This is a genomic window from Streptomyces sp. NPDC041784, assembly GCF_055591025.1.
Genome location: NZ_JBVJAB010000008.1, coordinates 1 through 24379, shown reverse-complemented (window position 1 = coordinate 24379; position 24379 = coordinate 1). Strand labels below are relative to the sequence as shown.

Below are 24379 nucleotides of genomic sequence, written 5' to 3'. Positions count from 1 at the left end.
AGAACCGGGCTCCTCAGGCGTCGGCCGACGGGGTGGCGACGGGAGCGGGCTCGGCCGTGGCGTCCAGGCGGTGCTCGGCGAGCACACCGGTCCGGTGCCGCTGCACGAACCAGTAGTAGGCGTAGCCGCCGCCCGCGATGATCGCGACGAACAGCACGGCGCCCCACTTCAGGTACCAGTGGAAGGGCGCGGCCGCGTTGTAGACCGAGGCGCGCGGCCAGATCAGGTTGATCGTCATCGCGGCGCCCCACACCACCGCGAGGAGGTTGACCGGCAGCCCCCAGCGACCGAGCGAGAACCGTCCGTCGCCCGCGGGCTGCCACCGGCCGCGCAGCCGCGCGACCAGCATCGGAGCCGTCACGCCCAGATAGGCGAGGTAGATCATGATGATGCCGATGCTGGTGACGACCGTGAAGATCTGCGGCTGGCGGATGTTGACCACCAGGATCGCCAGCGCCAGGACCCCGATGATCACGGTCGGCAGCACCGGCGTCTGGAAGCGCGGGTTCAGCTTGGCCAGCCGCGAGGACGCGGGCAGGTTGTTGTCGCGGGCCATCGCGAACGCCAGCCGGATCGCCGCCGTGTGGACGGCCAGGGCGCACACCGTGACCGCGATCAGGACGCACCACAGCATCGCCTTGCCGGCCGTCGGCCCGAGGACGTCGAGGACGACGTACTGGAGACCGTCGGTGGACAGCTTCTCGCCCTTCAGGCTGGAGACGCTCATCAGCGCCAGCAGCAGGATCAGTCCGCCCAGGACGAACGAGGCGACGATCGCCCGGATGATCGCGCGCGGCGCGTTGCGGGTCGGGTCCAGGGACTCCTCGCCGAGCGAGGCGGCCGTGTCGAAGCCGTACATGACGTACGCGGACGCCAGCGAGGCCACGAGGAACGCGCCGAGGTACCCGGCGCCGTAGCCCGCCCCGGTGCCGTTCGTCTCCGTGATCACCTGCGGGCCGCGGGTGATGTGCACCGCGAACAGGACGATCAGTACGACGGTGGCGATCAGCTCGATGAACACGCCCGCCGTGTTGATCGTCGCCATCAGCTTGACGCCGAAGGCGTTCACCAGGGTGGTGAACAGGATCAACACCGCGGCCAGGATGACCGCGTTGGTCGCCACGTCGTACTTTCCGGTGCCGTCCCCGACGAACTGGAACACGTCGGAGATCTGCGGCAGCGTCAGCTGGTAGGCCAGCGCCACGGCCGAGATCGACACGATCGAGGCGATCAGCATCATCCAGCCGGCCAGCCAGCCCAGATGCGGATTGCCTATCTTCTTCGACCAGTTGTAGACCGACCCCGCCACCGGGTAGCGGGCGGCCAGTTCGGCGAAGCACAGGGCGACCATGAACTGGCCGACGAACACCATCGGCCACGACCACCAGTACGCGGGGCCGCCGCTGCCGTAGCCGAAGTAGAACAGTTGGAAGGTGCCGGTGAGGATCGAGATGTAGCTGATGCCCGCGGCGAAGGTATGGAAGTTGCCGAGGGTGCGCTTGAGTTCGGGTTTGTAGCCGAACTCGGCGAGTTCGGTGTCGTCGTGGTGGGGGCCTGGCGTTTGCTCGGTCGTCGTCATCAGCGGACTCCTGGTGGGGGAGGGGAGGGAGCCGGTCGAGCTGCGGGTGCCTGGATCGGTGAGAGGGTTGCACAGGGATATCACGTGCGGCTGATCACAGGGGAGTCGACCGCCCCGCCGGTGAGCGGGCTAGGCGAACCAGCCCTGGGGGGCGGGGGCGGTGTTGCGCCAGATGTGCTTCGCCTCCTGGTACTCGGCGAGCCCGGAGGGCCCGAGTTCCCGGCCGAAGCCGGACTGCTTGAAGCCACCCCACTCGGCCTGGGGGACGTAGGGGTGGTAGTCGTTGATCCAGACCGTGCCGAGCCGCAGCCGGGCCGCGACCCGCGCCGCCTTCGCCTCGTCGGTGGTGAAGACGGCACCGGCGAGGCCGTAGACGGTGCCGTTGGCGAGCCGCACCGCCTCCGCCTCGTCGGTGAAGCGCTCGACGGTCAGCACCGGCCCGAAGGACTCCTCCTGGACCACCGACATCGCGGCCGTGCACTCGTCCAGCACGGTCGGCGGGTAGTAGAAGCCCTCGTCGAGACCGGCGCCGGACGGTCGCTCGCCGCCGCACCGCAGCACGGCGCCCTCGGCCAGCCCCTGGGCTACGTACGCCTCGACCTTCTCCCGGTGCGCGGCCGAGATCAGCGGCCCGGTCTGCGCCCGCTCGTCGAACGGCCCGCCGAGCCGGATCCCCGAGGCGCGCCGTACGACCTCGTCGACGAACCGGTCGTGCAGCGCGTCCTCGACCAGGAGCCGTGCCCCGGCCGAGCAGACCTGCCCGGAGTGCAGGAACACCGCGGTCAGCGCCATGTCGACGGCCGTGTCGAAGTCGGCGTCCGCGAACACGATGTTGGGGTTCTTGCCGCCCAGTTCCAGCGCGACCTTCTTGACCGTCCCGGCCGCGGCCGCCATCAGCCGCCGGCCGGTCTGGAGGCCGCCGGTGAAGGAGACCAGGTCGACGTCCGGATGGTCGCCGAGCGGGGCGCCCGCCTCGGGGCCCGCGCCGAGCACCAGATTGCCGACGCCCGGCGGAAGCCCGGCCTCCGCCAGCAGCCGCATCAGGTGGATCGCGGTGTGCGGGGTCAGCTCGCTCGGCTTGAGGACGAAGGTGTTGCCGGTCGCGAGCGCCGGGGCGACCTTCCACGCGGTCTGGAGCAGCGGGTAGTTCCAGGGCGTGATCAGCGCGCAGACGCCGACGGGCTCGTGCACCACCCGGCTGTCCACGTCCGCCCGCCCGGTGTCGACGACCCGGCCGGCCTCGTCCCCCACCAGCCGCCCGAAGTAGCGGAAGCAGTTCACGATGTCGTCGATGTCGTACTCGCTCTCCACCAGCCGCTTCCCCGTGTCCAGCGACTCGGCGCGGGCCAGCGCGGCCTTGTCGCGGGCCAGCAGGCCGGCGACCCGCAGCAGCAGCTCACCGCGCTCGACCGCGGGCGTGTGCCGCCAGGGGCCGGAGTCGAAGGCGCGGCGGGCGGCGGCGATCGCCTCCGCCGTGTCTTTGCCGCCGGCCTCGTCGACGGTCCCGACTAGAGAGCCGTCGGCGGGACAGCGGATCTCGCGGGTGCGTTCGTCGAGCGCACCCCGCCACTCGCCGTCGATGTACAGATCGGGCATGGTCGCCTCCGAGCCTCTCGACGAGCCACTCGTGGAAGATCCCGATGTGGTGCTCGTGGGGGACCAGCACACCATCCCGGCGACAGGCCCGCGAGGACAACCCCGGCTGAGTCCGTTCACACACCTCGACGTCCCGGGCGGGCGGGGCGGTGAGGCCCCGCCCGCCCGGGACGTCGGGCCCGCCGATGCCCTCGGCCCGCGGTCGCCGTCAACTCGCCTCAGGGCGGGACTTCGTGGGACTTCCCGTCTCAGGGGTGGGACAACTGCCCAGCGCCGCCCTGGCGGCGTATCCGCTCCTGGGAGCGCTCGGCCGCCCGCGCCTGGCGTCGCGCCCGGCGGCGCTCGCGTCGCAGCGACCGCGCGGTGCTGCTCGGAGTGGAGACCACGCCGTTGCGCTGGTTCCACACCTGACGGGTCACCCAGACGTCCAGCACACCCCAGGTGGCCATGACCGTGCTGAACACACTGCTGATCACCATGGGGAAGGCCAGCCAGGATCCGGCCAGGGTGGACAGGAAGGCGACCATCGCCTGGATCAGCGTCACGGCGATGATGATCACCGACCGCACGGCCGCCGTACGCACCGGATCCGGCATCCGGCGCCGCCGCGCGGGCTCCTCGACCCACAACGGCCGGTATGCCACCCGCTCCTGCCCGGGCCCGCGCTCGCCGCGCTCGCCGCCGGTATCGGCCGCGGCGCCGCGCACGACGGTCTCCTCCCGCGCCGAGCCGCCCGGCCGGACGCCCTCGAACGCCGCCGCGACGAGGTCCGCGCCCGCCGTCACCTCCTGGTCCCCCGCTCCCGCTTCGTCCGCCTCGATCGCGCGCCGGTCCGACGCTCCGCCCCCGCTCGCCGGAATGTCGCGATCCGGTTCCTCGGGACTCCGCAACGCCGTACCGCGCGACGCGCCGTTCTCGGGCGTCCCGCGCCGCTCCGCCGTGCCCATCACCGTGTCACTCCCCACCGCCAGCAGACCGCTCGCCTCCGGGTCGACGACCCGGCTCCCCAGTGGCTGCCCGCCTTGCTCCGAATTACGCCGCCCGGGTGGGGCATGCCGCTCCCGCGACTCGTTCCGCCCCCAATTCCCAATGACTAGGACGAACGACGCGCCTCGAAGATTCCCGAGCTGCGAAGAAATCTGGCCAACTCCGCCACGGAGCCGATCGGATGAGGACGGAGGGAACAGCCCGGATTCCGGGACGCAATCTCCCGCAATGACCGGACAACTCCCCATGTCTCGACCCTGGTGCGGAAGTTCGGGTTCCGGACGGCTCTTCGAGTTCACTGTGCGTCGGTAGTAGGCTCGCGCCGGTTGTTGACACAGATGTGCACCCCCGTGCGGTGGGGGTCCGAGCAGGGGGAGGCCATGCGCTTTCGCGGGAAGTCGATCCGCCGGAAGATCGTGGCGCTGCTTCTCGTGCCGCTGGTGTCCCTGACCGCCATCTGGGGCTTCGCCACGGTACTGACGGGGCGTGAGGCGAGCCGGCTGTTCACGGTCTCCTCGCTCATGGAGAAGGTCGGTTACCCCGTCGAGGACACCGTCCGCGTCGTCCAGCAGGAACGCCGGCAGACCCTCGTCTACCTGGCTGACCCCCGGGCCGCCGACGCGCTCTCCGCGCTGCGCCGCACCCGGACCGCCACGGACGACGCCCTCGCCGAGATCCGCGCCAACGCCCAGGACCCCGACGTACGCGACGTCCTGGACCAGGACGACGGCGAGGGCCTGACCGCGGTGCTCGACGCCTTCGACGGCGTCGACTCCCTGCGCCGCAGCGTCGAGGAGGGCACGGTCACCCGGGCCCAGGCCCTCGGCCTCTACAACCAGCTGATCGACCCGTGTCACGCGCTGCTGGCCAAGCTGGATGTGGTCGACAGCGTCGAGATGGACAAGCAGTACCGCGCCCTCGTCAGCATCGCCCGCGCCCATGAGCTGCTCTCCCGGGAGGACGCCCTGCTGGGCTCCGCGCTGGTCGTGGGCCGGCTCGGCCGTGACGAGATCCGTGACGTCGCCGACCTCGTGGCCCAGCGGGCCGTCGTCTACGACATCAGCCTCGCCCAGGTGCCCGCCGCGGAGCGCGAGCGCTACGAGAGCTTCTGGAAGAACGCCACCACCGCGCCCCTGCGGACCGCCGAACAGGCCGTCGTCGCCACCGCGCCGGGTGACATGCCCCGTGGTGTGACCGCCCGGAACTGGGACACCGCGGCCGGAAACGTCCTCGACGAACTGGGCACCCTGGACGAGCAGGCCCACGACCGCTACCAGGACCGCGTCCGGCCGCTGGCGACCGAGGTCATCGTCAGGGCCGTCGCCGTCGTGGCCGTGGGGCTGATCGCCCTGATCGTCTCGCTCGTGCTGTCCGTGCGCGTCGGCCGCGGCCTCATCCGCGACCTGCGCCAGCTGCGCGTGGAGGCCCACGAGGCGTCCGGTGTGCGGCTGCCCAGCGTGATGCGCCGCCTCTCCGCCGGCGAACAGGTCGATGTCGAGACCGAGGTACCGCGGCTGGAGTACGACAAGAACGAGATGGGCGAGGTCGGCCAGGCCCTCAACACCCTCCAGCGCGCCGCCGTCGAGGCCGCCGTCAAGCAGGCCGAACTACGGGCCGGCGTCTCCGAGGTCTTCGTCAACCTCGCCCGCCGCAGCCAGGTCCTGCTGCACAAGCAGCTCACCCTGCTCGACACCATGGAGCGCCGCACCGACGACACCGAGGAACTCGCCGACCTCTTCCGCCTCGACCACCTCACCACTCGCATGCGCCGGCACGCCGAGGGCCTCGTGATCCTCTCTGGTGCCGCGCCCTCCCGGCAGTGGCGCAAGCCCGTCCAGCTCATGGACATCGTGCGCGCCGCCGTCGCCGAGGTCGAGGACTACGAGCGCATCGAGGTACGCCGACTGCCGCGCCTCGCCGTCACCGGCCCGGCCGTCGCCGACCTCACCCACCTCGTGGCCGAACTCCTCGAGAACGCCACCGTGTTCTCCCCGCCGCACACCGGCGTGCACGTCCTGGGCGAGCGGGTCGCCAACGGCTTCACCCTGGAGATCCACGACCGCGGCCTCGGCATGGCGCCCGAAGCGCTGCTGGAGGCCAACCTCCGGCTCGCCGAGACGCCGGAGTTCGAGCTGTCCGACACCGACCGCCTCGGACTGTTCGTGGTCAGCCGGCTCGCGCAGCGGCAGAACGTCCGGGTCTCCCTCCAGCCCTCCCCGTACGGGGGCACGACCGCCGTCGTCTTCATCCCCGACACCCTGCTGACCGACGACGTTCCCGACACCAACGGCATCGGCTTCCGCCTCGACCGTCCCCGCGCCCCGAAGGAGGCCGCGCCCGCGGAGAACCGCAGGCCGGCGCTCTCCTCCTCGGTCCAGCTCCCCGGCGTCCCGGCCTCGCTGCTGGACGGTCCGGTCGAGCTGGAGGCACCCGTCGACCTGGACGCCCTCAGCGATTTCCCGGCCGCCCTCGACGAGGAGGACGACGAGCGCGGTGGCCTGTTCCACCCGCGCCGCTCCCTCACCCGGGCCGACGGCGATCCGGCCGCCGGCGCCGCCGAGCAGCACCGCAGGTTCGACACCCGAGGCGAACCGGACCGGACCGCCGACGACCCGTCCGCCCCCGTGCCGCTGCCCGGCCGCCATACCCCCAAGCTGGTCAGCTCGCACGGCCGCCCGGTCACCGAACAGCGCCCCCGGCGCACGGAGACGGGGGACGACCCCGCCGTACGGCCCGGACCGCGCCGCGTGGAGACCGACGGCCCGGCACCCCTGCCCACGCGCCGCCGCGGCAGCACCGCACAGATCCCGCACAACGGCGGCTCGATCCAGCCGCCCGTGCTGCCGACGCGGCCCGCGCGCGGGACCGACGAGCCGTCCCAGCCACCCGCCCTCCCGCAGCGGACCCGGCAGGCCACCGCCGGCCCCGGCGGTGGCCTGGACGAGACACCCGCGCCCGCGGACACCACGCCCGCGCGGGCAGGCGGTTTCGCGCCCCGTGGCCCCGGGGAGACCACCGGGAACCGGACGGCCGCGCCGCTCGGTCAGGGCCCCGGCCTCGGAGCGCTGCCCCGGCGCGTACGGCAGGCGAACCTGGCCCCGCAGCTGCGGCAAGGCCCGGCGCCACGCACCGAGGACCGCTCCGACCCCGCCGACCGGGACGCCGACGAGGTACGCAGCCGTATGGCCTCCCTCCAGCGCGGCTGGCAGCGCGGCCGGGAAGAGAACGCCGCGGGCGACGACGCCCACAGCGGCACAGCACCACAAGGAACGACAAAGGGGGACGGTCGATGACCGCACCAGAGGCGACCGGCCACACCACTACCAACTACGGCGAGCTGAACTGGCTTCTCGACGAACTCGTCGACCGCGTCGCCAGCATCCGCAAGGCCGTCGTCCTCTCCGGCGACGGCCTGCCGACCGGCGTGTCCAAGGACCTGAGCAGGGAGGACAGCGAGCATCTGGCCGCCGTCGCCTCCGGGTTCCACAGCCTTGCCAAGGGCGTGGGCCGCCACTTCGAGGCGGGCAGCGTCCGCCAGACCGTCGTCGAACTCGACGACGCCTTCCTGTTCGTCACGGCCGCCGGCGACGGCAGCTGCCTCGCCGTCCTCTCGGACGCCGACTCGGACGTGGGGCTCGTGGCCTACGAGATGACCCTGCTCGTCAAGCGGGTCGGCGTACATCTCGGCACCGCCCCGCGCACCGATCTGCCCTCGGGCGGGTAGTGGGATGGCATGAGCACAGACGGTCACGGAAGCAGCCACTGGTTCGACGACGACGCCGGACCGGTCGTCCGTCCGTACGCCATGACGCGTGGCCGCACCACCAGTGCGGTCCAGCACCGCCTCGATCTGATCGCGGTGGTCGTCGTCGAACCCCACGCGGACGACCCCGAAGCGGACCACTCGCTGTCCCCGGAGCACGTGGACATCGTGGACCTGTGCCGGGACGCGCCCCAGTCGGTCGCCGAACTCGCCGCCGAACTCGATCTGCCCATCGGAGTGGTGCGCGTCCTCGTCGGAGACCTCGTGGCGGCGGAGTTCGTCCATGTGAACCGGCCCGTACCCCCTGCCGAGCTGCCGGACGAGAGCATTCTGCGCGACGTGATCACCGGCCTCCGAGCGCTGTGAGCGGCGGGGAAGCGGGGCGACGACGTGACCGGCGAGTTCACCCTTCGGCCCGGCGGCGGGGGCGCCGACAGGCTGGAACGCGCGGACGGCACGGTGACCGAACGCGGCGGCGACTTTGGTGGACGTCGGCCTGCGGCGACGTCCTCGTCCTCGAAACCCCCGGCGGCGGAGGTCACGGCCCGCCGCCACACACCCCCATCGAGCAGGAGAAGTGATCGATGATCTTCGGGCGATCTGAGCGAGGCAAGCCACCGGTGGAGCCCGTCACGCTGAAGATCCTGGTGGCCGGCGGCTTCGGCGTGGGCAAGACCACCCTCGTCGGCGCGGTCAGCGAGATCAGGCCGCTGCGCACCGAGGAGTACCTCACCGAGGCGGGCCGTCCGGTCGACGACACCACCGGCGTCGAGGCGAAGCACACCACCACCGTCGCCATGGACTTCGGGCGCATCACCCTGCGCGAGGACCTGGTGCTCTACCTGTTCGGCACCCCCGGCCAGGAGCGGTTCTGGTTCATGTGGGACGAACTGTCCGAGGGCGCGCTCGGGGCCGTCGTGCTCGCCGACACCCGCCGCCTGGAGGACTGCTTCGCCGCCATCGACTACTTCGAGCGCCGTTCCATCCCCTTCATCGTCGGCGTCAACTGCTTCGAGGGCGCGATCCGTTACCCGGAGGCGGACGTGCGCCGGGCCCTCGACCTCGACGACGACGTACCCGTGGTGCTGTGCGACGCCCGCGACAAGCTGTCGGTCCGGGACGTCCTGATCGGCGTCGTCCAGCACGCGATGGACTTCGGCTCCGACCGCCGGCAGACCGTCACCACCTGAGCCCCCGCACGGCCCGTACCCCCGCCGAACGGGGTGCGGGCCGCGGCCCACGGCCGGACGGCGATACGCACACGCGTGTGTGCGTATCGCTATGCACACACAAGCGTGCGGTGGGCTACTGCTCGCTTTCCTCCAGCCAGCCGAAGCTCTTCTCCACGGCCTTGCGCCAGTTGTGGTACTCGCGGTCCCGTGTCGACGCCTCCATGGCCGGAGTCCACTCGATGTCCTTCTGCCAGTGCGCCTTCAATTCGTCGAGGTCGTTCCACACACCGGTCGCCAGGCCCGCCGCGTACGCCGCGCCCAGACAGGTCGTCTCGGAGACCCGGGGCCGGATCACCGGTACGCCGAGCACGTCCGCCTGGTGCTGCATGAGCAGGTTGTTCTTCGTCATGCCGCCGTCCACCTTCAGGGTCGTGATATGGACCCCGGAGTCCTGGAACATGGCGTCGACCACCTCACGCGTCTGCCAGCTCGTCGCCTCCAGCACCGCGCGCGCGAGATGCGCCTTCGTGACGTAGCGGGTGAGCCCGGTGACGACACCACGCGCGTCGGAGCGCCAGTACGGCGCGAACAGACCGGAGAACGCGGGCACGATGTACGCGCCTCCGTTGTCGTCGACGCTCGCCGCCAGCGGCTCGATCTCGTCAGCCGTGCGGATGATGCCGAGCTGGTCCCGGAACCACTGCACGAGCGCACCCGTTATCGCGATCGAGCCCTCCAGACAGTAGACCGGCGCCTCATCGCCGATCTTGTATCCCATCGTCGTCAGCAGCCCGCTCTTGGACGGCACGGGCCGGTTTCCGGTGTTGAGCAGCAGGAAGCTGCCCGTCCCGTACGTGTTCTTGGCCGTTCCCACGTCGTAGCAGGCCTGGCCGAACACCGCTGCCTGCTGGTCGCCCAGCGCCGAGGCGACCGGCACCCCGGCGAGCTGGCCCCCCGCCGTGCCGTACACCTCGGCGGAGGACCGGATCTCCGGCAGCACGGCCTCGGGCACGCGCATCGCGGAGAGGATGGAGGCGTCCCACTGCAGGGTCTCGAGGTTCATCAGCATGGTGCGCCCGGCGTTGGTCACGTCGGTCACGTGCCGGCCGCCGTCGACGCCTCCGGTGAGATTCCAGATGAGCCAGGAGTCGATGGTGCCGAAGGCGATCTCGCCGCGTTCGGCACGGTCCCGCAGGCCGGGCACGTTGTCGAGCAGCCAGGCCGCCTTGGGTCCGGAGAAGTAGCTGGCCAGCGGCAGCCCGGTCTGTTCACGGAACCGGTCCTGGCCGTCGGAGCCGCCCAGCTCGTTGCAGAGCCCGGCGGTCCGGGTGTCCTGCCACACGATCGCGTTGTGCACCGGTTTGCCCGTGGCCCGGTCCCACAGCACGGTCGTCTCGCGCTGGTTGGTGATGCCGAGCGCGCTGATCTGGTCGGCGCGCAGCCCGGCCTTGGCGATCGCCCCCGCGACCACCGCCTGCACCTTGGCCCAGATCTCGGTCGCGTCGTGCTCGACCCAACCGGGCTTGGGGAAGATCTGGCGGTGCTCACGCTGGTCGACGGCGACGATCGCGCCGTTCTGGTCGAAGACGATGCAGCGGCTGGAGGTGGTGCCCTGGTCGATTGCGGCGACGTACTTCTCGGCGTTGTCCGTCATGGCTACCCCTTGGGCTGTTCAGAAGGGCGCGCGATCACCGCGCACATGGCTGTGTGGGCCGACGGCCCGGCTCGGCGCGCCGGACCGGTGCTCGGCCTGACGTTGTTCCGACCGGTGCTCGGCCGGACCGCTCAGAAGGCCACGTTGTAGAGCAGCCCCGCGAGCAATCCGCCGATCACCGGGCCGACGACCGGGATCCAGGAGTAGCCCCAGTCCGACGTGCCCTTGTTGGGGATCGGCAGGAAGGTGTGCACGACGCGCGGGCCGAGGTCACGGGCCGGGTTGATGGCATAGCCGGTGGGCCCGCCGAGGGAGAGGCCGATGCCCACGACGAGCAGGGACACGATCAGAAGGAGCGTGCCGGACTCGGCGAGCCCCTTGGTCAGCCCGAAGGCGAGGATCGGCAGGACGAGCGCGATCGTCGCGATGATCTCCGTGATCAGGTTGGCGAGCGGATTCCGGATCTCCGGGATGGTGGAGAAGATGCCCAGGGTCGGCGTCGGCTCCTCGTCCGCGCCCTTCGAGCCGTCCGCGCTCGGCTGCCGTACGTTCGCCTGGAACTGCGCCAGGTACACGAGGTAGGCGAGCAGCGCGCCGAGCATCGCCCCGACCAGCTGGCCCAGCACATAGATCCAGACCTTGCTCCACTTGTCCGTGTCGACGGCGATCCCCAGGGTGACGGCCGGGTTGAGATGTCCGCCGGACAGCGGCGCGGCGGTGTACGCCCCCGCCAGCACGCCGAACCCCCAGCCGAAGGCGATCACGATCCACCCCGAGGCCCGCGCCTTGGAGTGTCTGAGGGTGACGGCGGCGCAGACGCCCGCACCGAACAGGATGAGGATCGCGGTACCGATGACCTCGCCGACGAATATGTCTGCGTTGCTCATGGCGGCTCCTAGGCCGGCCCGGGGCCATCCGCCCCGGTGCTCCGTGCAGGGTGCGGTGCGCGTGGCTGCTTCGGCCATGGCAGGGAGGTCCCGCGCCCCGCCCGGCGTCCGTGACGAGCGTGCCGTCGTAGCCGAATCGCCCGTGGGGAGCCGGGCTCGGTCGGGGAGCCCGCGCGGCGCGTGCCTGTATACACCGAATATTACGGCGATATCGGCTGACACCGGGAAGTGTTCACCGGTGCCCAGGGAGCGTCAAGGAGGCCGACGACAACGGTTGGGGGCCGGCGGGGGCCGGGATGGAGGGGGTTCCGCCGGGCCGCGCGCCGCTCCACCGCCTCCGCGGCCTCTTCGACAGGAGCCCGGACAGGAGCCCACTCACCCCATGCCCGGTTCCGCCCCCACCGGCTCCGGGCCCGCCGCGGCCATCGGCGGTGCCCCGCGCCTGACCTCGTACCCCGTCGACCCGCCGCGCCCCAGCACCCAGCTCGCCCCGGCCAACGCCTTCGCGGCCTTCTTCAGCGGTGCCAGACACGCGGCCGCCTGCCGGTGATCCGTCACGCTCCCCGGCGGACACAGGACCGTGGCCAGCGACAACGTGACCGAGCGCCCACCGGCCGACCACGGGTGTTCCAGTACGGAGAGGGCCAGCGGATCCAGCCCCTCCGGATCGGCCAGCACCAGGAAGTCGTCCCCGCCGATGTGCCCCACCCGCGTGCTCCCGGACGCCGCGCCCTGCAACGCCCGCCCGACCGACCGGATCAGCTCGTCGCCCGCCGCGAACCCGGCCCCGTCGTTGACCTGCTTGAAGTGGTCGACGTCCAGCCAGCTCAGCGCGAACGTCCGCCCGGCCGCGATCCGCCGGTCCACCTCGGCCGTGATCGCGTCCGAGCCGGGCAGCCGCGTGAGCGGATTGAGCCCCACCGCCTCCTCGACCCGGTTCTCGGCCAGCGCCCGCACGAGATCCGCCAGCCGTACGACGCCCACACACCGCCCGTAGCGGTCGACGACGGCCACGTCGTCCGAGGTACGGTCCGGGCCGCCCACCGCGACGACGTCCAGCACCTCCCACGCCGTCGCGTCGACGCCCACCGTCCGCGGTGGGTCACCGAGCTTGGCCGCGGGCCGGTCCGCGTACAGGGCGTGCCCGTAGCGCCCCGACATCGACAGCAGGAACCGTGAGCGGTGCACCGAGCGGACCGGGACCCCCGCCCGGTCCACTAGCAGCACCCCGGACACCTCGGACGACCCGGTCAGCAGCGCCCGCACCTGGCCGGCGGAGGCGGTCACGGGCAGCAGCGCGGCCGGCCGGACGAACTCCCGCACCGACGGCCCCGCCCCGGCCGTCGACACGCTGCCGGAGACCCGCGGCGGAAGGTACACCTCGGCGGCCGGCAGCCGGGCCGGGGGCGCGAACAGCACGCCCTGGGCCAGCTGCGCCCCGGCCGACAGCGCGGCCGCACACTGCGACTCCGTCTCGACGGCCTCGACGGCCAGGAGCGCGCCCAGTTCGTCGCACAGCGTCCGCATCGCCCGTACCGCCGCCGGCCGCGCCAGCAGGGACGCGTCGAGCTTCACGAGGTCCGGGGCGATGTCCACGAGCAGCCGAAGCGGTACGTCCCCGTCGCCGACGCCGTCCGCGCTGATCCGGAACCCCTGCTCCCGCAGCGCGGCCAGGGCCTCCAGCAGCGCCGGCTGCGGCACGTGCGTGTACGGCGGAACGATGTCGAGCGTCACCTCCCAGGGGAGCCGCCCCGCCTCACGCACGGCGTCGTGCAGCGGGGTGAGCCCACCGAGGTCGGCCAGGGTGCCGGCGAACACGTTCACGTGCAGCGGCAGCAGCGTCTCCCTGCGCACCGCCGCCCGGACCGCCAGCACCGCCAGCCTGCCGTCGAGTTCGGGATCGCGGCGGGCTTCGGCGAGGACGTCGCCGGACTCGGGGCGGGCGAGTATCTCCAGCCCTGCCACCGCTCCGGTCGTCAGATTGACCACCGGCTGGAAGGCGAAGCGGAGAGTGTCCGTCCAGGAGCGCACGGGAAGCATGATGGCCCTACGGGCGTACGCCCAGGCGCAGTTCATAAGACGTTCACGCACGTTTCCGGAGCGATCACGGAGCGTACGCGGCACCGCCCGAAGTCCGTTGCGCCACATGTGTCCCTCACCTCACGGCGATCACCGCCGATCCGTGTCCGAACAGCCCTTGGTTCGCCGTGATGCCCGCGCGCGCGTGGGCGATCTGACGCTCGCCGGCCTGTCCCCGCAACTGCCAGGTCACCTCGCAGACCTGCGCGATCGCCTGAGCGGGCACCGCCTCCCCGAACGAGGCCAGCCCACCGCTCGTGTTCACCGGCGTCCGTCCGCCCGGGGCCGTCGTGCCCTCCCTCAGCAGCTTGGCGCCCTCGCCGTCGCCGCACAGTCCCAGGTCCTCGTACCACTGCAACTCCAGGGCGGTGGACAGGTCGTAGACCTCGGCGAGGGACAGGTCCTCGGGCCCCACGCCCGCCTCCTCGTAGGCCGCGCGGGCGATCGACGCCCGGAACGGCTCGTCGGCCGGATCCACCGCGACCGCCGAGTCGGTGGCTATGTCCGGCAGGTCCAGCACGGTGGTGGGGTAGCGGGGTGTCACGGTCGACACGGCCCGGATCCGCACCGGATCCACGGCCCCGTGCCGGCGGGCGAACTCCGTGCTGGACAGGACCAGGGCCGCCGCTCCGTCCGAGGTCGCGCAGATGTCCAGCAGCCGCAGCGGATCGGCGACGACCGGGGAGGCGGCGACCTCCTCGGCGGTGACCCGCGCGCGGTAGCGGGCGTTCGGATTCAGCGCCCCCATGGCTGCGTTCTTCACCTTGACCTGGGCGAAGTCCTCCGGGGTGTCCCCGTGCACGGCCATGCGCCGACGTGCGTACAGCCCGAAGTACGTCGGGTTCGTGGCGCCGAGCACGCGGAACCGCAGCCAGTCCGGATCGTCCGGCCGGTCCCCGCCCGCGGGCCGGAAGAAGCCCTTGGGTGCCGAGTCGGCCCCCACCACCAGCACCACCTCCGCCAGGCCGGCCAGGATCTGCGCCCGTGCCGTGCTGATCGCCTGCGCCCCCGACGCGCACGCCGCGTACACGCTCGCGACCCGGGCCCCCTGCCAGCCCAGCGCCTTCGCGAACGTCGCCCCGGCCACGTACCCCGGGTAGCCGCCACGCACCGTGTCCGCGCCCACGATCGAACCGACGTCCCGCCAGTCCAGACCGGCGTCGGCGAGCGCAGCACGCGCCGCGACCACCCCGTACTCGACGAATCCGCGCCCCCACTTGCCCCAGGGATGCATCCCCGCGCCGAGCACCGCCACCTCTGCCGTCATCCAGCCACCCCCGTCGGCCGCCACTGCCAGGTCGTCCAGGTCGTCTCCGCGTCCTCGTGGAGCACGCCCGCCACGACCTCCACCTCCATGCCCACCGCCAGACCGGCGACGGTGACCCCGGGAACCGCCTGCCCCAGCACCACGATCCGCTCGGACTCCAGCTCCACAGCGATCAACGCGTACGGCTCCCACGGAAGTTCCGGATCGGTCACATAGGGTGACGGAGGCCGGTACCGGCTGTCCGTGTACGACCAGATCCGCCCACGCCGCGACAGCGGGACCTCCTCCAGATCGCCACTCCCGCAGCCCGGGTTGCGGCAGTACGCGTCCTCGCGCGGGAAGAAGACCGCCCCGCACGCCGAGCAGCGCGTCCCGAGCAGCCTGAAGTCGTCCCCGTCCCCGGAGAACCACCCGGCGACCACCGGTGTACGTGTACGTGACAAGACCCCTCCCCGGTACCGGATCTGACGGAACGTCAGGAGTGTGGCACGCGCACCGGGAATTGGGCAGGGACCGGACGCGGCAAGGGCGTCGAGACGCTCGCGTACGTCGCCCTCGTCAAGATCGGATACGCTCCGCCGCGTGTCCGAATCTCTGCACTCCATTTCGAACTCCGCGCGCGACTCCCACTGTTCGAGCTGCGGAGCGCCCTACGGGGAGGGCGTCACCGGCTGGCCCCGCACCTGTCCGGCCTGCGCCACCGTGGCCTACCGCAACCCCCTGCCGGTGGCCGTCGCCCTCCAGCCCGTGTACGACACGAAGGGCACCGCCCTCGTCGTCATCACCCGGACCGTGGCCCCCGCGCGCGGCGGCATCGCACTGCCCGGCGGCTACATCGACGACCGCGAGGACTGGCGCCAGGCCGTCGTCCGCGAACTCAGGGAGGAGACCGGCATCGACGCCGCGAGCCGCGACGTACGACTCGCCGACGCCATGAGCTCCCCCGACGGCCACCTGCTGCTGTTCGGGCTCCTCCCGGAGCGCCCCGCGGACCGGCTGCCGGAGTCGGCCGCCACGGACGAGACGGAGGGCTGGCACCTCCTGCACCGGCCGGAGGAACTCGCCTTCCCCCTGCACACGCACGCCGTGCGGGCGTTCTTCGAAGGCCGCTACATCTGACCTCACCCCTCGTCGAGGCCGCGCACGCGCACGGGGCGGGACGGCTCGTGCACGCCGTCCTCACCCTCCCGCGCGACGACCACCCGCCGGCCCACCCAGCGGGCGACGTACCGCTCGACCTCCGGCTCCTCCCAGCCGTCGCCCGCGTCCCGCACCACCAGGCCGCCACCCGACCGCCCCCGGGCTGGAGCCCACACCTCCAGCTCCAGCCCGTCGTCCCCCCGCACCGGTATGACGGCACCCGCGCGCGCGAACACCGGAATCCGTGACAGCGGCGCGTCCACGAGCACCTGCCCCGGCCCCCGGTACGACCGCCCCGTGGCCGTGTCGTACCAGAGCCCGCGCGGCAACTGCACCGCGCGCCGGTCCGCCCCCGGGTCGAGCACCGGCGCCACCAGCAGACAGTCACCCAGCAGGAAGGCGTCCTCACAGTCCCGCAACGCCCGGTCCTCGGGCGCTCCCCACCACACAGGACGCACATAGGGAGCCCCCGTACGCCGCGCCAGATGCGCCAGCGTCGTGAAGTACGGCAGCAGCCGCCGACGCTCGACGAGCGCCACACGCGCGTGCTCCAGCACCTCGGGCCCGAACTCCCAGGGCTCCCGGCGCCCCGCCTTCAGGCTCGCGTGCGTACGGAACAACGGCAGATACGCGCCCAGCTGGAGCCACCGCAGATACAGCTCCGGCGACGGACTGCCGTCGAAGCCCCCCACGTCCGGCCCCGAGTACGGCACCCCGCACAGCCCCAGCCCCATCACCAGCGACAGGGACGCACGCAGCCCGGGCCAGCCCGTGGCGACATCGCCGGACCACGTGCCGCCGTAGCGCTGAAGACCCGCCCAGCCCGAGCGGGAGAAGACGAACGGACGCGCCTCGGGAGCCAGCTCCCGCAGTCCCTCGTAGGCCGCCCAGGCCATGCACAGCCCGTAGACGTTGTGCGCCTCCCGATGATCGCCTCCACGCCCCTCCAGGGCGTGACGGGCGGACCGGGGCAGCGTCGACTCGCCGAAGGCGGTGAACGACGTCGGCTCGTTCATGTCGTGCCAGAACCCGGAGAACCCCTCCGCGAGCCGCTCGGCGTAGAGACCACCCCACCAACGCCGCACACGCGCGTCCGTGAAATCGGGGAAGACCACCTCCCCCGGCCACCCCACACCCTCGACGAAGCGCCCCGAGGCGTCCCGCACGAACGCGTCCCCGGCGACACCGCTGTCGTAGACCGCGTTGCCCGGCGCGGCCCGCACCGCCGGGTCGACGATCGACACCAGCCGGATCCCGTCCCGCCGCAGCTCCTCGGCGAGCACGGGCAGCTTGGGGAAACGAACCTGGTCCACCGTGAACACCTGGTGCTCGTCGTAGTGGTCGATGTCCAGATGAATCGCGTCGAGCGGCAGACCGTGCTCCTGGTAGCCCGCCACGACCCGGCGCACCTCCTGCTCACCGCCGAAGCCCCAGCGCGCGTGATGGTGCCCCAGCGCCCACGCCGGAGGCAGCGCCGGCGCCCCGGTCAGCGAGGCCCAGGCGAGCAGCACGCGCGCGGGGGTGCCCACCATCACCCAGCAGCGCAACGGGCCGCCGTCCATGCGCAGCTCGCACGCCCCGGCCCGGTCGTGCCCGGACCCGGCACCCTCCTCGCCCTCCCGCAGCGTCACCGTGCCGTCCCAGGAGGTGTCGTGGAACACCAGATGCGTGCCCGCGTCCGACACCACCACCTGCACCGGCATCGTCAGATAGAGCGGATCGTCCCCCCGACCGAACGCGCGCCCGGGATCCCTGTTCCACAGCCGGTACGTCCCACCGCGCAGACGCGGCCCGGCCGCCCGCCCGCCGAGACCGAAGAAACGCGCGTCCGCCGCCACCTCCGACCGCTGCATCCAACGCGCCGCACCCCCCTCCTGCGGCTCCCACCAGCGCGGCGGCAGATCCCGGCGCAACGTCACACCACCCGGCGTGCACACCTCGATCGCACCGTGCCGCGAGACCACCACGGTCACCCGCTCGGCCACCACCCGCCAGCCGCCGTCCTTGTCCGGCTCCAGCACCACCCGGGGATCCGGCTCCGGACAACGGCCGGCCAGCGCGTACGACGGCTCGGGCTCCGCACCGTCCCAGCCCCAGAACACCGCCCCGTTCACAGCGACGAGGATCCTCAGCTCCGAGCGGCTGAACCGCAGCGTCCCGCCACCCGGCGCCGGCTCCACCTCCTGCACCGGACCCGGAACCCGCGCGCGCTCGACACCCCGCGCGGGCAACCCGGCGGCGTCGGCACGCCTCCTGCGCCAAGCCGCCCTCACGGTGCGCAACCTCTGGGCCGCCCCCACAGAACCGACCACCTTCATCGAACGCACCAGGTCACGACCGTCCATGCTGCTCACCCTGCCACTCACCGCTCCACACGCGCGTGTCGTTCAACTGCCGTTCACCCATGCCGGGACCACTTCTTCACGACACGGACTGTGTGGGGCACACCCTGGTGCAGAAGTCGATCACATGGCATCGTCCGTGTCAGCCGCGTCACGCGCACCACCCAGGCTCGTGCGCGGGCGACGCACACGACGCGTACAGTCCGGGAGCCGCCCCATGCCGACCGTGAACCCCGAGCCGCTCTGGCGGCCTGATCCGCAGCGCATCGCACAGGCCCAGGTCACCAGATTCCAGATCTGGGCGGCCGAGCGCCACGGAGCCCCCTCCGAAGGGGGCTATCCGGCCCTGCACCGCTGGTCCGTGGACGAGCTGGAGACGTTCTGGAGGGCCGTCACCGAATGGTTCGACGTACGGTTCTCGACGCCCTACACGCGCGTGCTCGGCGACCGGTCCATGCCCGGCGCCCAGTGGTTTCCCGAAGCCACCCTCAACTACGCCGAGCACGCCCTGCGCGCCGCCACCACCCGCGCGGACGAACCGGCCCTCCTGTATGTCGACGAGACCCATGAACCACAGCCGGTGACCTGGGGCGAGCTGCGCCGCCAGGTCGGCTCGCTCGCCGCCGAACTGCGCACCCTCGGCGTCCGCCCCGGCGACCGGATCAGCGGCTACCTCCCCAACGTCCCCCAGGCCGTCGTCGCCCTCCTCGCCACGGCGGCCGTCGGCGGCGTCTGGACCTCCTGCGCCCCCGACTTCGGCGCCCGCAGCGTCCTCGACCGCTTCCAGCAGGTCGAACCCGTCGTCCTGTTCACCGTCGACGGCTACCGCTACGGCGGCAAGGAACACGACCGCCGCGACATCGTCGCCGAACTGCGCCGCGAACTCCCCACCCTGCGTGCCGTCGTCCACATCCCCCTCCTGGGCACCACAGCCCCCGAAGGCGCCCTGGAGTGGTCGGCGCTCACGTCCGCGAACGAGGAACCCGTCTTCGAACAGGTCCCCTTCGACCACCCCCTGTGGGTGCTCTACTCCTCCGGCACGACCGGTCTGCCCAAGGCCATCGTCCAGTCCCAGGGCGGCATCCTGGTCGAACACCTCAAACAGCTGGGCCTGCACTGCGACCTCGGCCCCGAGGACCGCTTCTTCTGGTACACCTCGACCGGCTGGATGATGTGGAACTTCCTCGTCTCCGGCCTCCTGACCGGCACGACGATCGTCCTCTACGACGGCAGCCCCGGATACCCGAACACCGGCGCCCAGTGGCGCATCGCCGAACGCACGGGAGCCACCTTCTACGGCACCTCGGCCGCCTACGTCATGGCCTGCCGCAAGGCCGAGGTGCACCCGTCCCGGGAGTTCGACCTCTCCAAGATCCAGTGCGTCGCCACCACAGGCTCACCGCTCCCGCCCGACGGCTTCCGCTGGCTCCACGACGAGGTCCGCGACGACCTGTGGATCGCCTCCGTCAGCGGCGGCACCGACGTGTGCTCCTGCTTCGCCGGAGCCGTCCCGACCCTTCCCGTGTACACCGGCGAACTCCAGGCCCCCGGCCTCGGCACCGACCTCCAGTCCTGGGACCCGAGCGGCCACCCCCTCATCGACGAGGTCGGCGAACTCGTGGTCGCCAACCCCATGCCGTCGATGCCGGTCCACTTCTGGAACGACCCCGACGGCAGCCGCTACCACGACAGCTACTTCGACACCTATCCCGGCGTGTGGCGCCACGGCGACTGGATCACGCTCACCTCACGCGGCTCGGTCGTCATCCACGGCCGCTCCGACTCCACACTCAACCGCCAGGGCGTACGCATGGGCTCCGCCGACATCTACGAGGTCGTCGAGCGGCTCCCCGAGATCAAGGAATCCCTGGTCATCGGCATCGAACAGCCCGACGGCGGCTACTGGATGCCCCTCTTCGTGCACCTCGCACCCGGAGCCGTCCTCGACGACGCCCTCCTCGGCCGCATCAAACAGGCCATCCGCGAACAGCTCTCGCCCCGCCACGTCCCCGACGAGGTCATCGAGGTGCCCGGCGTCCCGCACACCCTCACCGGCAAACGCATCGAGGTCCCGGTCAAACGCCTCCTCCAGGGCACCCCACTGGAGAAGGCGGTCAATCCGGGCTCCATCGACAACCTCGACCTCCTCCACTTCTACGAGGAACTGGCCCGCAAGCGCGCCTGACGGCGCCCAGCACCGCGATCCGCCCCTGTCGGCGGCCTCGGACTCGCCCGGCCAAGGCGAACCCCGGGGCCGCCCGCGCACACCGCCAAGACTCCGTTGTCAGTGCCGCCGGTTACTGTGAGTGAGCATCGATCGACTGTGCACACAGGGGGAAACATGGCACACACCGACAACCAGACCATGCGACGCGTCCTGCGACGTGAGATCGCCGGCACCATCGGCCTGCTCACCGACGAACACGACTTCCGTGCCATGCGGCGCTACCGCAGCTTCACCTTCCACGACCACGCCACCTACCTCCGGCAGGTCGAAGACCTCCTCAGGACACGAGCCCAACAGGGCACCCACACCACCGTGGCCCTCTTCGACCCACAGGAGTACGCCGACTACTGCACCACCCGGGGACTCGACCCCGACGTCCCCGCCAACCGCACCCGCTTCACCGCCCAGATCGCCACGACCGGCCCCACCATCCCCTACGACGGCCAACCCCTCGCCGACCTCGTGCCCGCCCTAGTCGACGAGGCCGTACGTCAGGCCACCTGGGAGTACGCGGCCACCCTCCTGGCCCGCCTCGGCGCCTGCGCGACCTGCGGCGAGGACATCGGCCGCGCGGCCTTCGCACGCGCCTCCGACCTCGTCCGCCGCATCCTCGACACAGCGCCACCGGGCAACCGGCACCTCGTCTGCAGCGTGACGGGGACCCCCGAGACACTCGTCGCCGTCCTCCACGCGGACGAGGAAACCGCCGGCGCCACCCATCTCGACGAGGCCGAAGCCCTCGAATTCACCACCGTTCTCGCCCTGGGCCTGACCACCCATGGCCCCGGCGGCCTGGTCATGCGCACCAGCGCGCCCGACACCCCCGACCGCATCTACGGATGGCGCCTGCGCGGAGACGGCCTCGAACCCCTGACCGCCGGCGAGGTCTTCGACGCCTACTGCACCGACATCGAATCCGGAGACCTCATCTCACCCGAGTCCGGTGTGGACTACTGCGCCCCGCCGGACCTCGGGCAGGAGGGCACGGACGGGCCGATGCCGGGCCACCCGCACTGACACACACGACAGGGGCGCTCCGCCCAAAGACGGAGCGCCCCTGCTCGACAGCGCCGAACACCGGCGCGACCTCTACTCGCCGGACAGCACAGCCTGCGCGGCGTTGCGCGCCTCCTCGGCGCTGTCCGCCGCACGCGCCGCCGCCGCGGCACGCTCACACTGCGCCAGCGTGAACTTCGCCAGCGTCGCCCGGACGTAAGGAATCGACGCCGAACCCATGGACAAGGAGGTGACGCCCAGACCGGTCAGCACACACGCGAGCAGCGGGTCCGACGCGGCCTCGCCGCACACACCACAGCTCTTGCCCTCGGCCTTGGCCGCCTCGGCGGACAGCGCGACCAGGTCGAGCAGCGCGGGCTGCCACGGATCCTGGAGCCTGGACACCGCACCCACCTGCCGGTCCGCGGCGAAGGTGTACTGCGCGAGGTCGTTCGTGCCCAGCGACAGGAACTCGACCTCCTGGAGGATCGAGCGGGCCCGCAGCGCGGCCGACGGAATCTCCACCATCGCGCCGAACTTCGCGCGCAGCCCCGCCTCACGGCACGCGTCCGCGAACGCCTTGGCGTCGGCACGGTCCGCCACCATCGGGGCCATCACCTCGAGGTAGACCGGCAGACCCTCCGCGGCCTTCGCCAGCGCCGTCAGCTGGGTACGCAGGATCTCCGGGTGGTCCAGCAGGGTGCGCAGACCACGCACACCCAGCGCCGGGTTCGGCTCGTCGCCCGGGGTCAGGAAGTCCAGCGGCTTGTCCGCACCCGCGTCCAGCACGCGCACGACGACCCGCCCCTCGGGGAATGCCTCGAGCACCTGCCGGTAGGCCTCGACCTGCTTCTCCTCGGACGGCGCGTTCTTGCTGTCGTCGAGGAAGAGGAACTCGGTACGGAACAGACCGACGCCCTCCGCACCCGCCTCGACGGCGGCGGGCACATCGGCCGGACCGCCGACGTTCGCCAGCAGCGGCACCTTGTGACCGTCAGCCGTGGCACCCGGACCGGTCGACGCGGACAACGCCGCCTTCCGCTCTGCGGCCGCAGCCTCGAGCTGGGCCTTCTTCTCCTCGGTCGGGTTCACGAAGATCTCACCGGTGCTGCCGTCGACGGCGATCACCGTGCCCTCGGCCAGCTCACCGGCACCGGGCAGGGCCACGACGGCCGGCACGCCGAGCGCACGCGCCAGAATCGCGCTGTGGCTGGTGGGCCCGCCCTCCTCGGTCACGAAACCGAGGACCAGCGTCGGGTCCAGCAGAGCGGTGTCGGCCGGCGCCAGGTCCCGGGCCACGAGAACGTACGGTTCGTCGCTGTCCGGGACGCCCGGCATCGGGACGCCCAGCAGACGGGCGACGATACGATTCCGCACATCATCGAGGTCGGCCACGCGACCGGCGAGGTACTCGCCCGCTCCCGCCAGCAGCTCGCGGTAGGCGGCGAACGCGTCGTACACGGCACGCTCGGCCGTGCTCCCGACGGCGATCCGCCGATCGACGTCCGCCATCAGCTCGGGATCCTGGGCCATCATGGCTTGTGCCTCGAGCACCGCCTGGGCTTCGCCCCCCGCCAGATTGCCGCGCGCCATCAGGTCGGCTGCCACAGCGTCCACGGCCTTGCGGGCGCGCCCCTGTTCGCGCTCCGCCTCCTCCGCCGGGATCTGCTTGGCAGGCGGTTCGAGAACCGCCGTTCCCATGTGCCGAACCTCGCCGATCGCCACACCGTGACTCACGCCGACGCCTCGCAGCGTTGTCTCCATCTCACCCGTCTCCGATAGTGCGGCGGGTCCCGCCGCCGCGGTGGTTGTCCTGCACGCCGTCAATACGACGGCCGGGGCATCACTGCCAGGAAAAGAGAGCGTCGCCGGCCTTCACATCGCCGTCTTCGCGGAGTTCGCCGAGGGAGTCGGCTGTGGCCTCCAGCGCGACGATCGGGCACACGGGGGACTTGCCTGCCGCTTCCACCGCGGCCGGGTCCCACCGCACGATGCTCTGGCCGCGGGTCACGCTGTCACCCTTGTTCACGAGGAGCTCGAAGCCCTCGCCGTTGAGCTGCACGGTGTCGATGCCGAGATGGGTGAGCACGCCGTGCCCCTCCGAGTCGACCACGACGAAGGCGTGCGGGTGGAGGGAGACGATGACTCCGTCCACGGGTGCGACGGCCTCGGAAGGCTCACGCACCGGGTCGATCGCCGTGCCCGGGCCGACCATGGCCCCGGAGAAGACTGGATCCGGCACAGCCGCCAGTCCGATGGCGCGTCCTGCAAGAGGGGACGTCACGGTGGTCATGGGAAGCCTCCCAGGGGTGGAGATGTACATGGGCCGTTACTGCCTGTCCAGGACGGCGCACTGTGCAGCAGGGTATGTCATATGAAGTACCGGTTCCGCACGAGAGCTCCCGATCCGTGGTCTAGACCACTAGCCTAATGGATTTGCAAGCGCTCTGCGGCCGCGTGTACAGTCGTACTCCTGCTTGAGGGTGAGCGACGCGATCAAGCGCACTTGCCGAGCAGCATCCAACTTGTCAGATCCTAATCTCTGGGTCGCCTTCTGCATGCCTGCAGGATGGTGGTCAGGGAGGCAGAAAAACCCTGATAGAGTCGGAAACGCAAGACCGAAGGGAAGCGCCCGGAGGAAAGCCTGAGAGAGTCTCTCGGGTGAGTACAAAGGAAGCGTCCGTTCCTTG

Annotated in this window: 18 protein-coding genes and 1 pseudogene; 7 read left to right on the top strand and 12 right to left on the bottom strand. The window is 71.6% G+C overall.

Annotated features, from left to right (window positions below):
• Positions 1 to 13: 13 nt before the first annotated feature.
• The 4 genes and pseudogenes from ACZ6D7_RS18705 to ACZ6D7_RS18690 all read right to left on the bottom strand — a co-directional run bounded on the left by ACZ6D7_RS18705 (position 14) and on the right by ACZ6D7_RS18690 (position 4122).
• A complete protein-coding gene (locus ACZ6D7_RS18705; RefSeq protein WP_469491606.1) occupies positions 14 to 1579 on the bottom strand; it encodes an APC family permease in 1566 nt (521 codons plus the stop codon).
• A gap of 129 nt (positions 1580 to 1708) precedes the next feature.
• On the bottom strand, positions 1709 to 3175 hold the full coding sequence (locus ACZ6D7_RS18700) for an aldehyde dehydrogenase family protein (protein WP_469491604.1): 1467 nt from the start codon (positions 3173 to 3175) through the stop codon (positions 1709 to 1711).
• Positions 3176 to 3182: 7 nt separating this feature from the next.
• Positions 3183 to 3311: pseudogene (locus tag ACZ6D7_RS18695) on the bottom strand (SRPBCC family protein); the annotation flags it as partial.
• A gap of 112 nt (positions 3312 to 3423) precedes the next feature.
• Positions 3424 to 4122, bottom strand: coding sequence for a hypothetical protein (locus tag ACZ6D7_RS18690; RefSeq protein WP_469492199.1), 699 nt, complete (start codon positions 4120 to 4122; stop codon positions 3424 to 3426).
• 420 nt (positions 4123 to 4542) lie between these two features.
• On the opposite strand from ACZ6D7_RS18690, the gene ACZ6D7_RS18685 reads away from it, so the two are divergent.
• The 4 genes from ACZ6D7_RS18685 to ACZ6D7_RS18670 all read left to right on the top strand — a co-directional run bounded on the left by ACZ6D7_RS18685 (position 4543) and on the right by ACZ6D7_RS18670 (position 9115).
• Entirely contained in the window at positions 4543 to 7455 is a 2913-nt protein-coding gene (locus ACZ6D7_RS18685) for a sensor histidine kinase (protein ID WP_469491602.1), read from the top strand.
• Positions 7452 to 7886, top strand: a complete 435-nt coding sequence (locus ACZ6D7_RS18680) for a roadblock/LC7 domain-containing protein (protein ID WP_469491600.1) — start codon at positions 7452 to 7454, stop codon at positions 7884 to 7886. The genes ACZ6D7_RS18685 and ACZ6D7_RS18680 overlap by 4 nt, the downstream gene beginning before the upstream one ends.
• Positions 7887 to 7895: 9 nt before the next feature.
• Entirely contained in the window at positions 7896 to 8291 is a 396-nt protein-coding gene (locus ACZ6D7_RS18675) for a DUF742 domain-containing protein (RefSeq protein ID WP_469491598.1), read from the top strand.
• A gap of 218 nt (positions 8292 to 8509) precedes the next feature.
• The gene (locus ACZ6D7_RS18670) at positions 8510 to 9115 is read left to right on the top strand and encodes a GTP-binding protein (RefSeq protein WP_469491596.1); all 606 of its coding nucleotides are present in this window, start codon (positions 8510 to 8512) and stop codon (positions 9113 to 9115) included.
• A gap of 115 nt (positions 9116 to 9230) precedes the next feature.
• Here the strand turns inward: ACZ6D7_RS18670 and glpK are convergent, their stop codons facing one another.
• The 5 genes from glpK to ACZ6D7_RS18645 all read right to left on the bottom strand — a co-directional run bounded on the left by glpK (position 9231) and on the right by ACZ6D7_RS18645 (position 15406).
• Complete coding sequence (glpK, locus tag ACZ6D7_RS18665; protein ID WP_469491594.1) at positions 9231 to 10751, bottom strand: glycerol kinase GlpK; 1521 nt, start codon at positions 10749 to 10751, stop codon at positions 9231 to 9233.
• A 131-nt stretch (positions 10752 to 10882) separates the two neighbouring features.
• A complete protein-coding gene (locus ACZ6D7_RS18660; RefSeq protein ID WP_469491592.1) occupies positions 10883 to 11638 on the bottom strand; it encodes an MIP/aquaporin family protein in 756 nt (251 codons plus the stop codon).
• 375 nt (positions 11639 to 12013) lie between these two features.
• Positions 12014 to 13669 carry an EAL domain-containing protein gene (locus ACZ6D7_RS18655; RefSeq protein WP_469491591.1) on the bottom strand — a complete coding sequence of 552 codons (1656 nt, stop codon included), beginning with the start codon at positions 13667 to 13669 and terminating at the stop codon, positions 12014 to 12016.
• Positions 13670 to 13793: 124 nt separating this feature from the next.
• Positions 13794 to 14984, bottom strand: coding sequence for a lipid-transfer protein (locus tag ACZ6D7_RS18650; protein WP_469491589.1), 1191 nt, complete (start codon positions 14982 to 14984; stop codon positions 13794 to 13796).
• The gene (locus ACZ6D7_RS18645) at positions 14981 to 15406 is read right to left on the bottom strand and encodes a Zn-ribbon domain-containing OB-fold protein (protein ID WP_469492197.1); all 426 of its coding nucleotides are present in this window, start codon (positions 15404 to 15406) and stop codon (positions 14981 to 14983) included. Before ACZ6D7_RS18645 ends, ACZ6D7_RS18650 begins: the two co-directional genes overlap by 4 nt.
• A 160-nt stretch (positions 15407 to 15566) precedes the next feature.
• Between ACZ6D7_RS18645 and ACZ6D7_RS18640 the strand changes: the two genes are divergently transcribed.
• Positions 15567 to 16103: an NUDIX domain-containing protein gene (locus ACZ6D7_RS18640; protein WP_469491587.1), complete on the top strand. Its 537-nt coding sequence runs from the start codon at positions 15567 to 15569 to the stop codon at positions 16101 to 16103.
• 2 nt (positions 16104 to 16105) lie between these two features.
• Here ACZ6D7_RS18640 and ACZ6D7_RS18635 read toward each other — a convergent pair whose 3' ends face one another.
• Complete coding sequence (locus ACZ6D7_RS18635; RefSeq protein WP_469491584.1) at positions 16106 to 18469, bottom strand: glycoside hydrolase family 31 protein; 2364 nt, start codon at positions 18467 to 18469, stop codon at positions 16106 to 16108.
• Between the two features lie 214 nt (positions 18470 to 18683).
• On the opposite strand from ACZ6D7_RS18635, the gene ACZ6D7_RS18630 reads away from it, so the two are divergent.
• Together ACZ6D7_RS18630 and ACZ6D7_RS18625 are read left to right on the top strand one after the other, a co-directional pair.
• Positions 18684 to 20651, top strand: a complete 1968-nt coding sequence (locus tag ACZ6D7_RS18630; RefSeq protein ID WP_469491583.1) for an acetoacetate--CoA ligase — start codon at positions 18684 to 18686, stop codon at positions 20649 to 20651.
• A 156-nt stretch (positions 20652 to 20807) separates the two neighbouring features.
• Positions 20808 to 21710, top strand: coding sequence for a hypothetical protein (locus ACZ6D7_RS18625; RefSeq protein WP_469491582.1), 903 nt, complete (start codon positions 20808 to 20810; stop codon positions 21708 to 21710).
• A 72-nt stretch (positions 21711 to 21782) separates the two neighbouring features.
• On the opposite strand, the gene ptsP is transcribed toward ACZ6D7_RS18625, so the two are convergent.
• Positions 21783 to 23453, bottom strand: coding sequence for a phosphoenolpyruvate--protein phosphotransferase (gene ptsP, locus ACZ6D7_RS18620; RefSeq protein ID WP_469491581.1), 1671 nt, complete (start codon positions 23451 to 23453; stop codon positions 21783 to 21785).
• 79 nt (positions 23454 to 23532) lie between these two features.
• Complete coding sequence (locus ACZ6D7_RS18615) at positions 23533 to 23982, bottom strand: PTS sugar transporter subunit IIA (RefSeq protein ID WP_469491580.1); 450 nt, start codon at positions 23980 to 23982, stop codon at positions 23533 to 23535.
• Between the last annotated feature and the right edge of the window lie 397 nt (positions 23983 to 24379).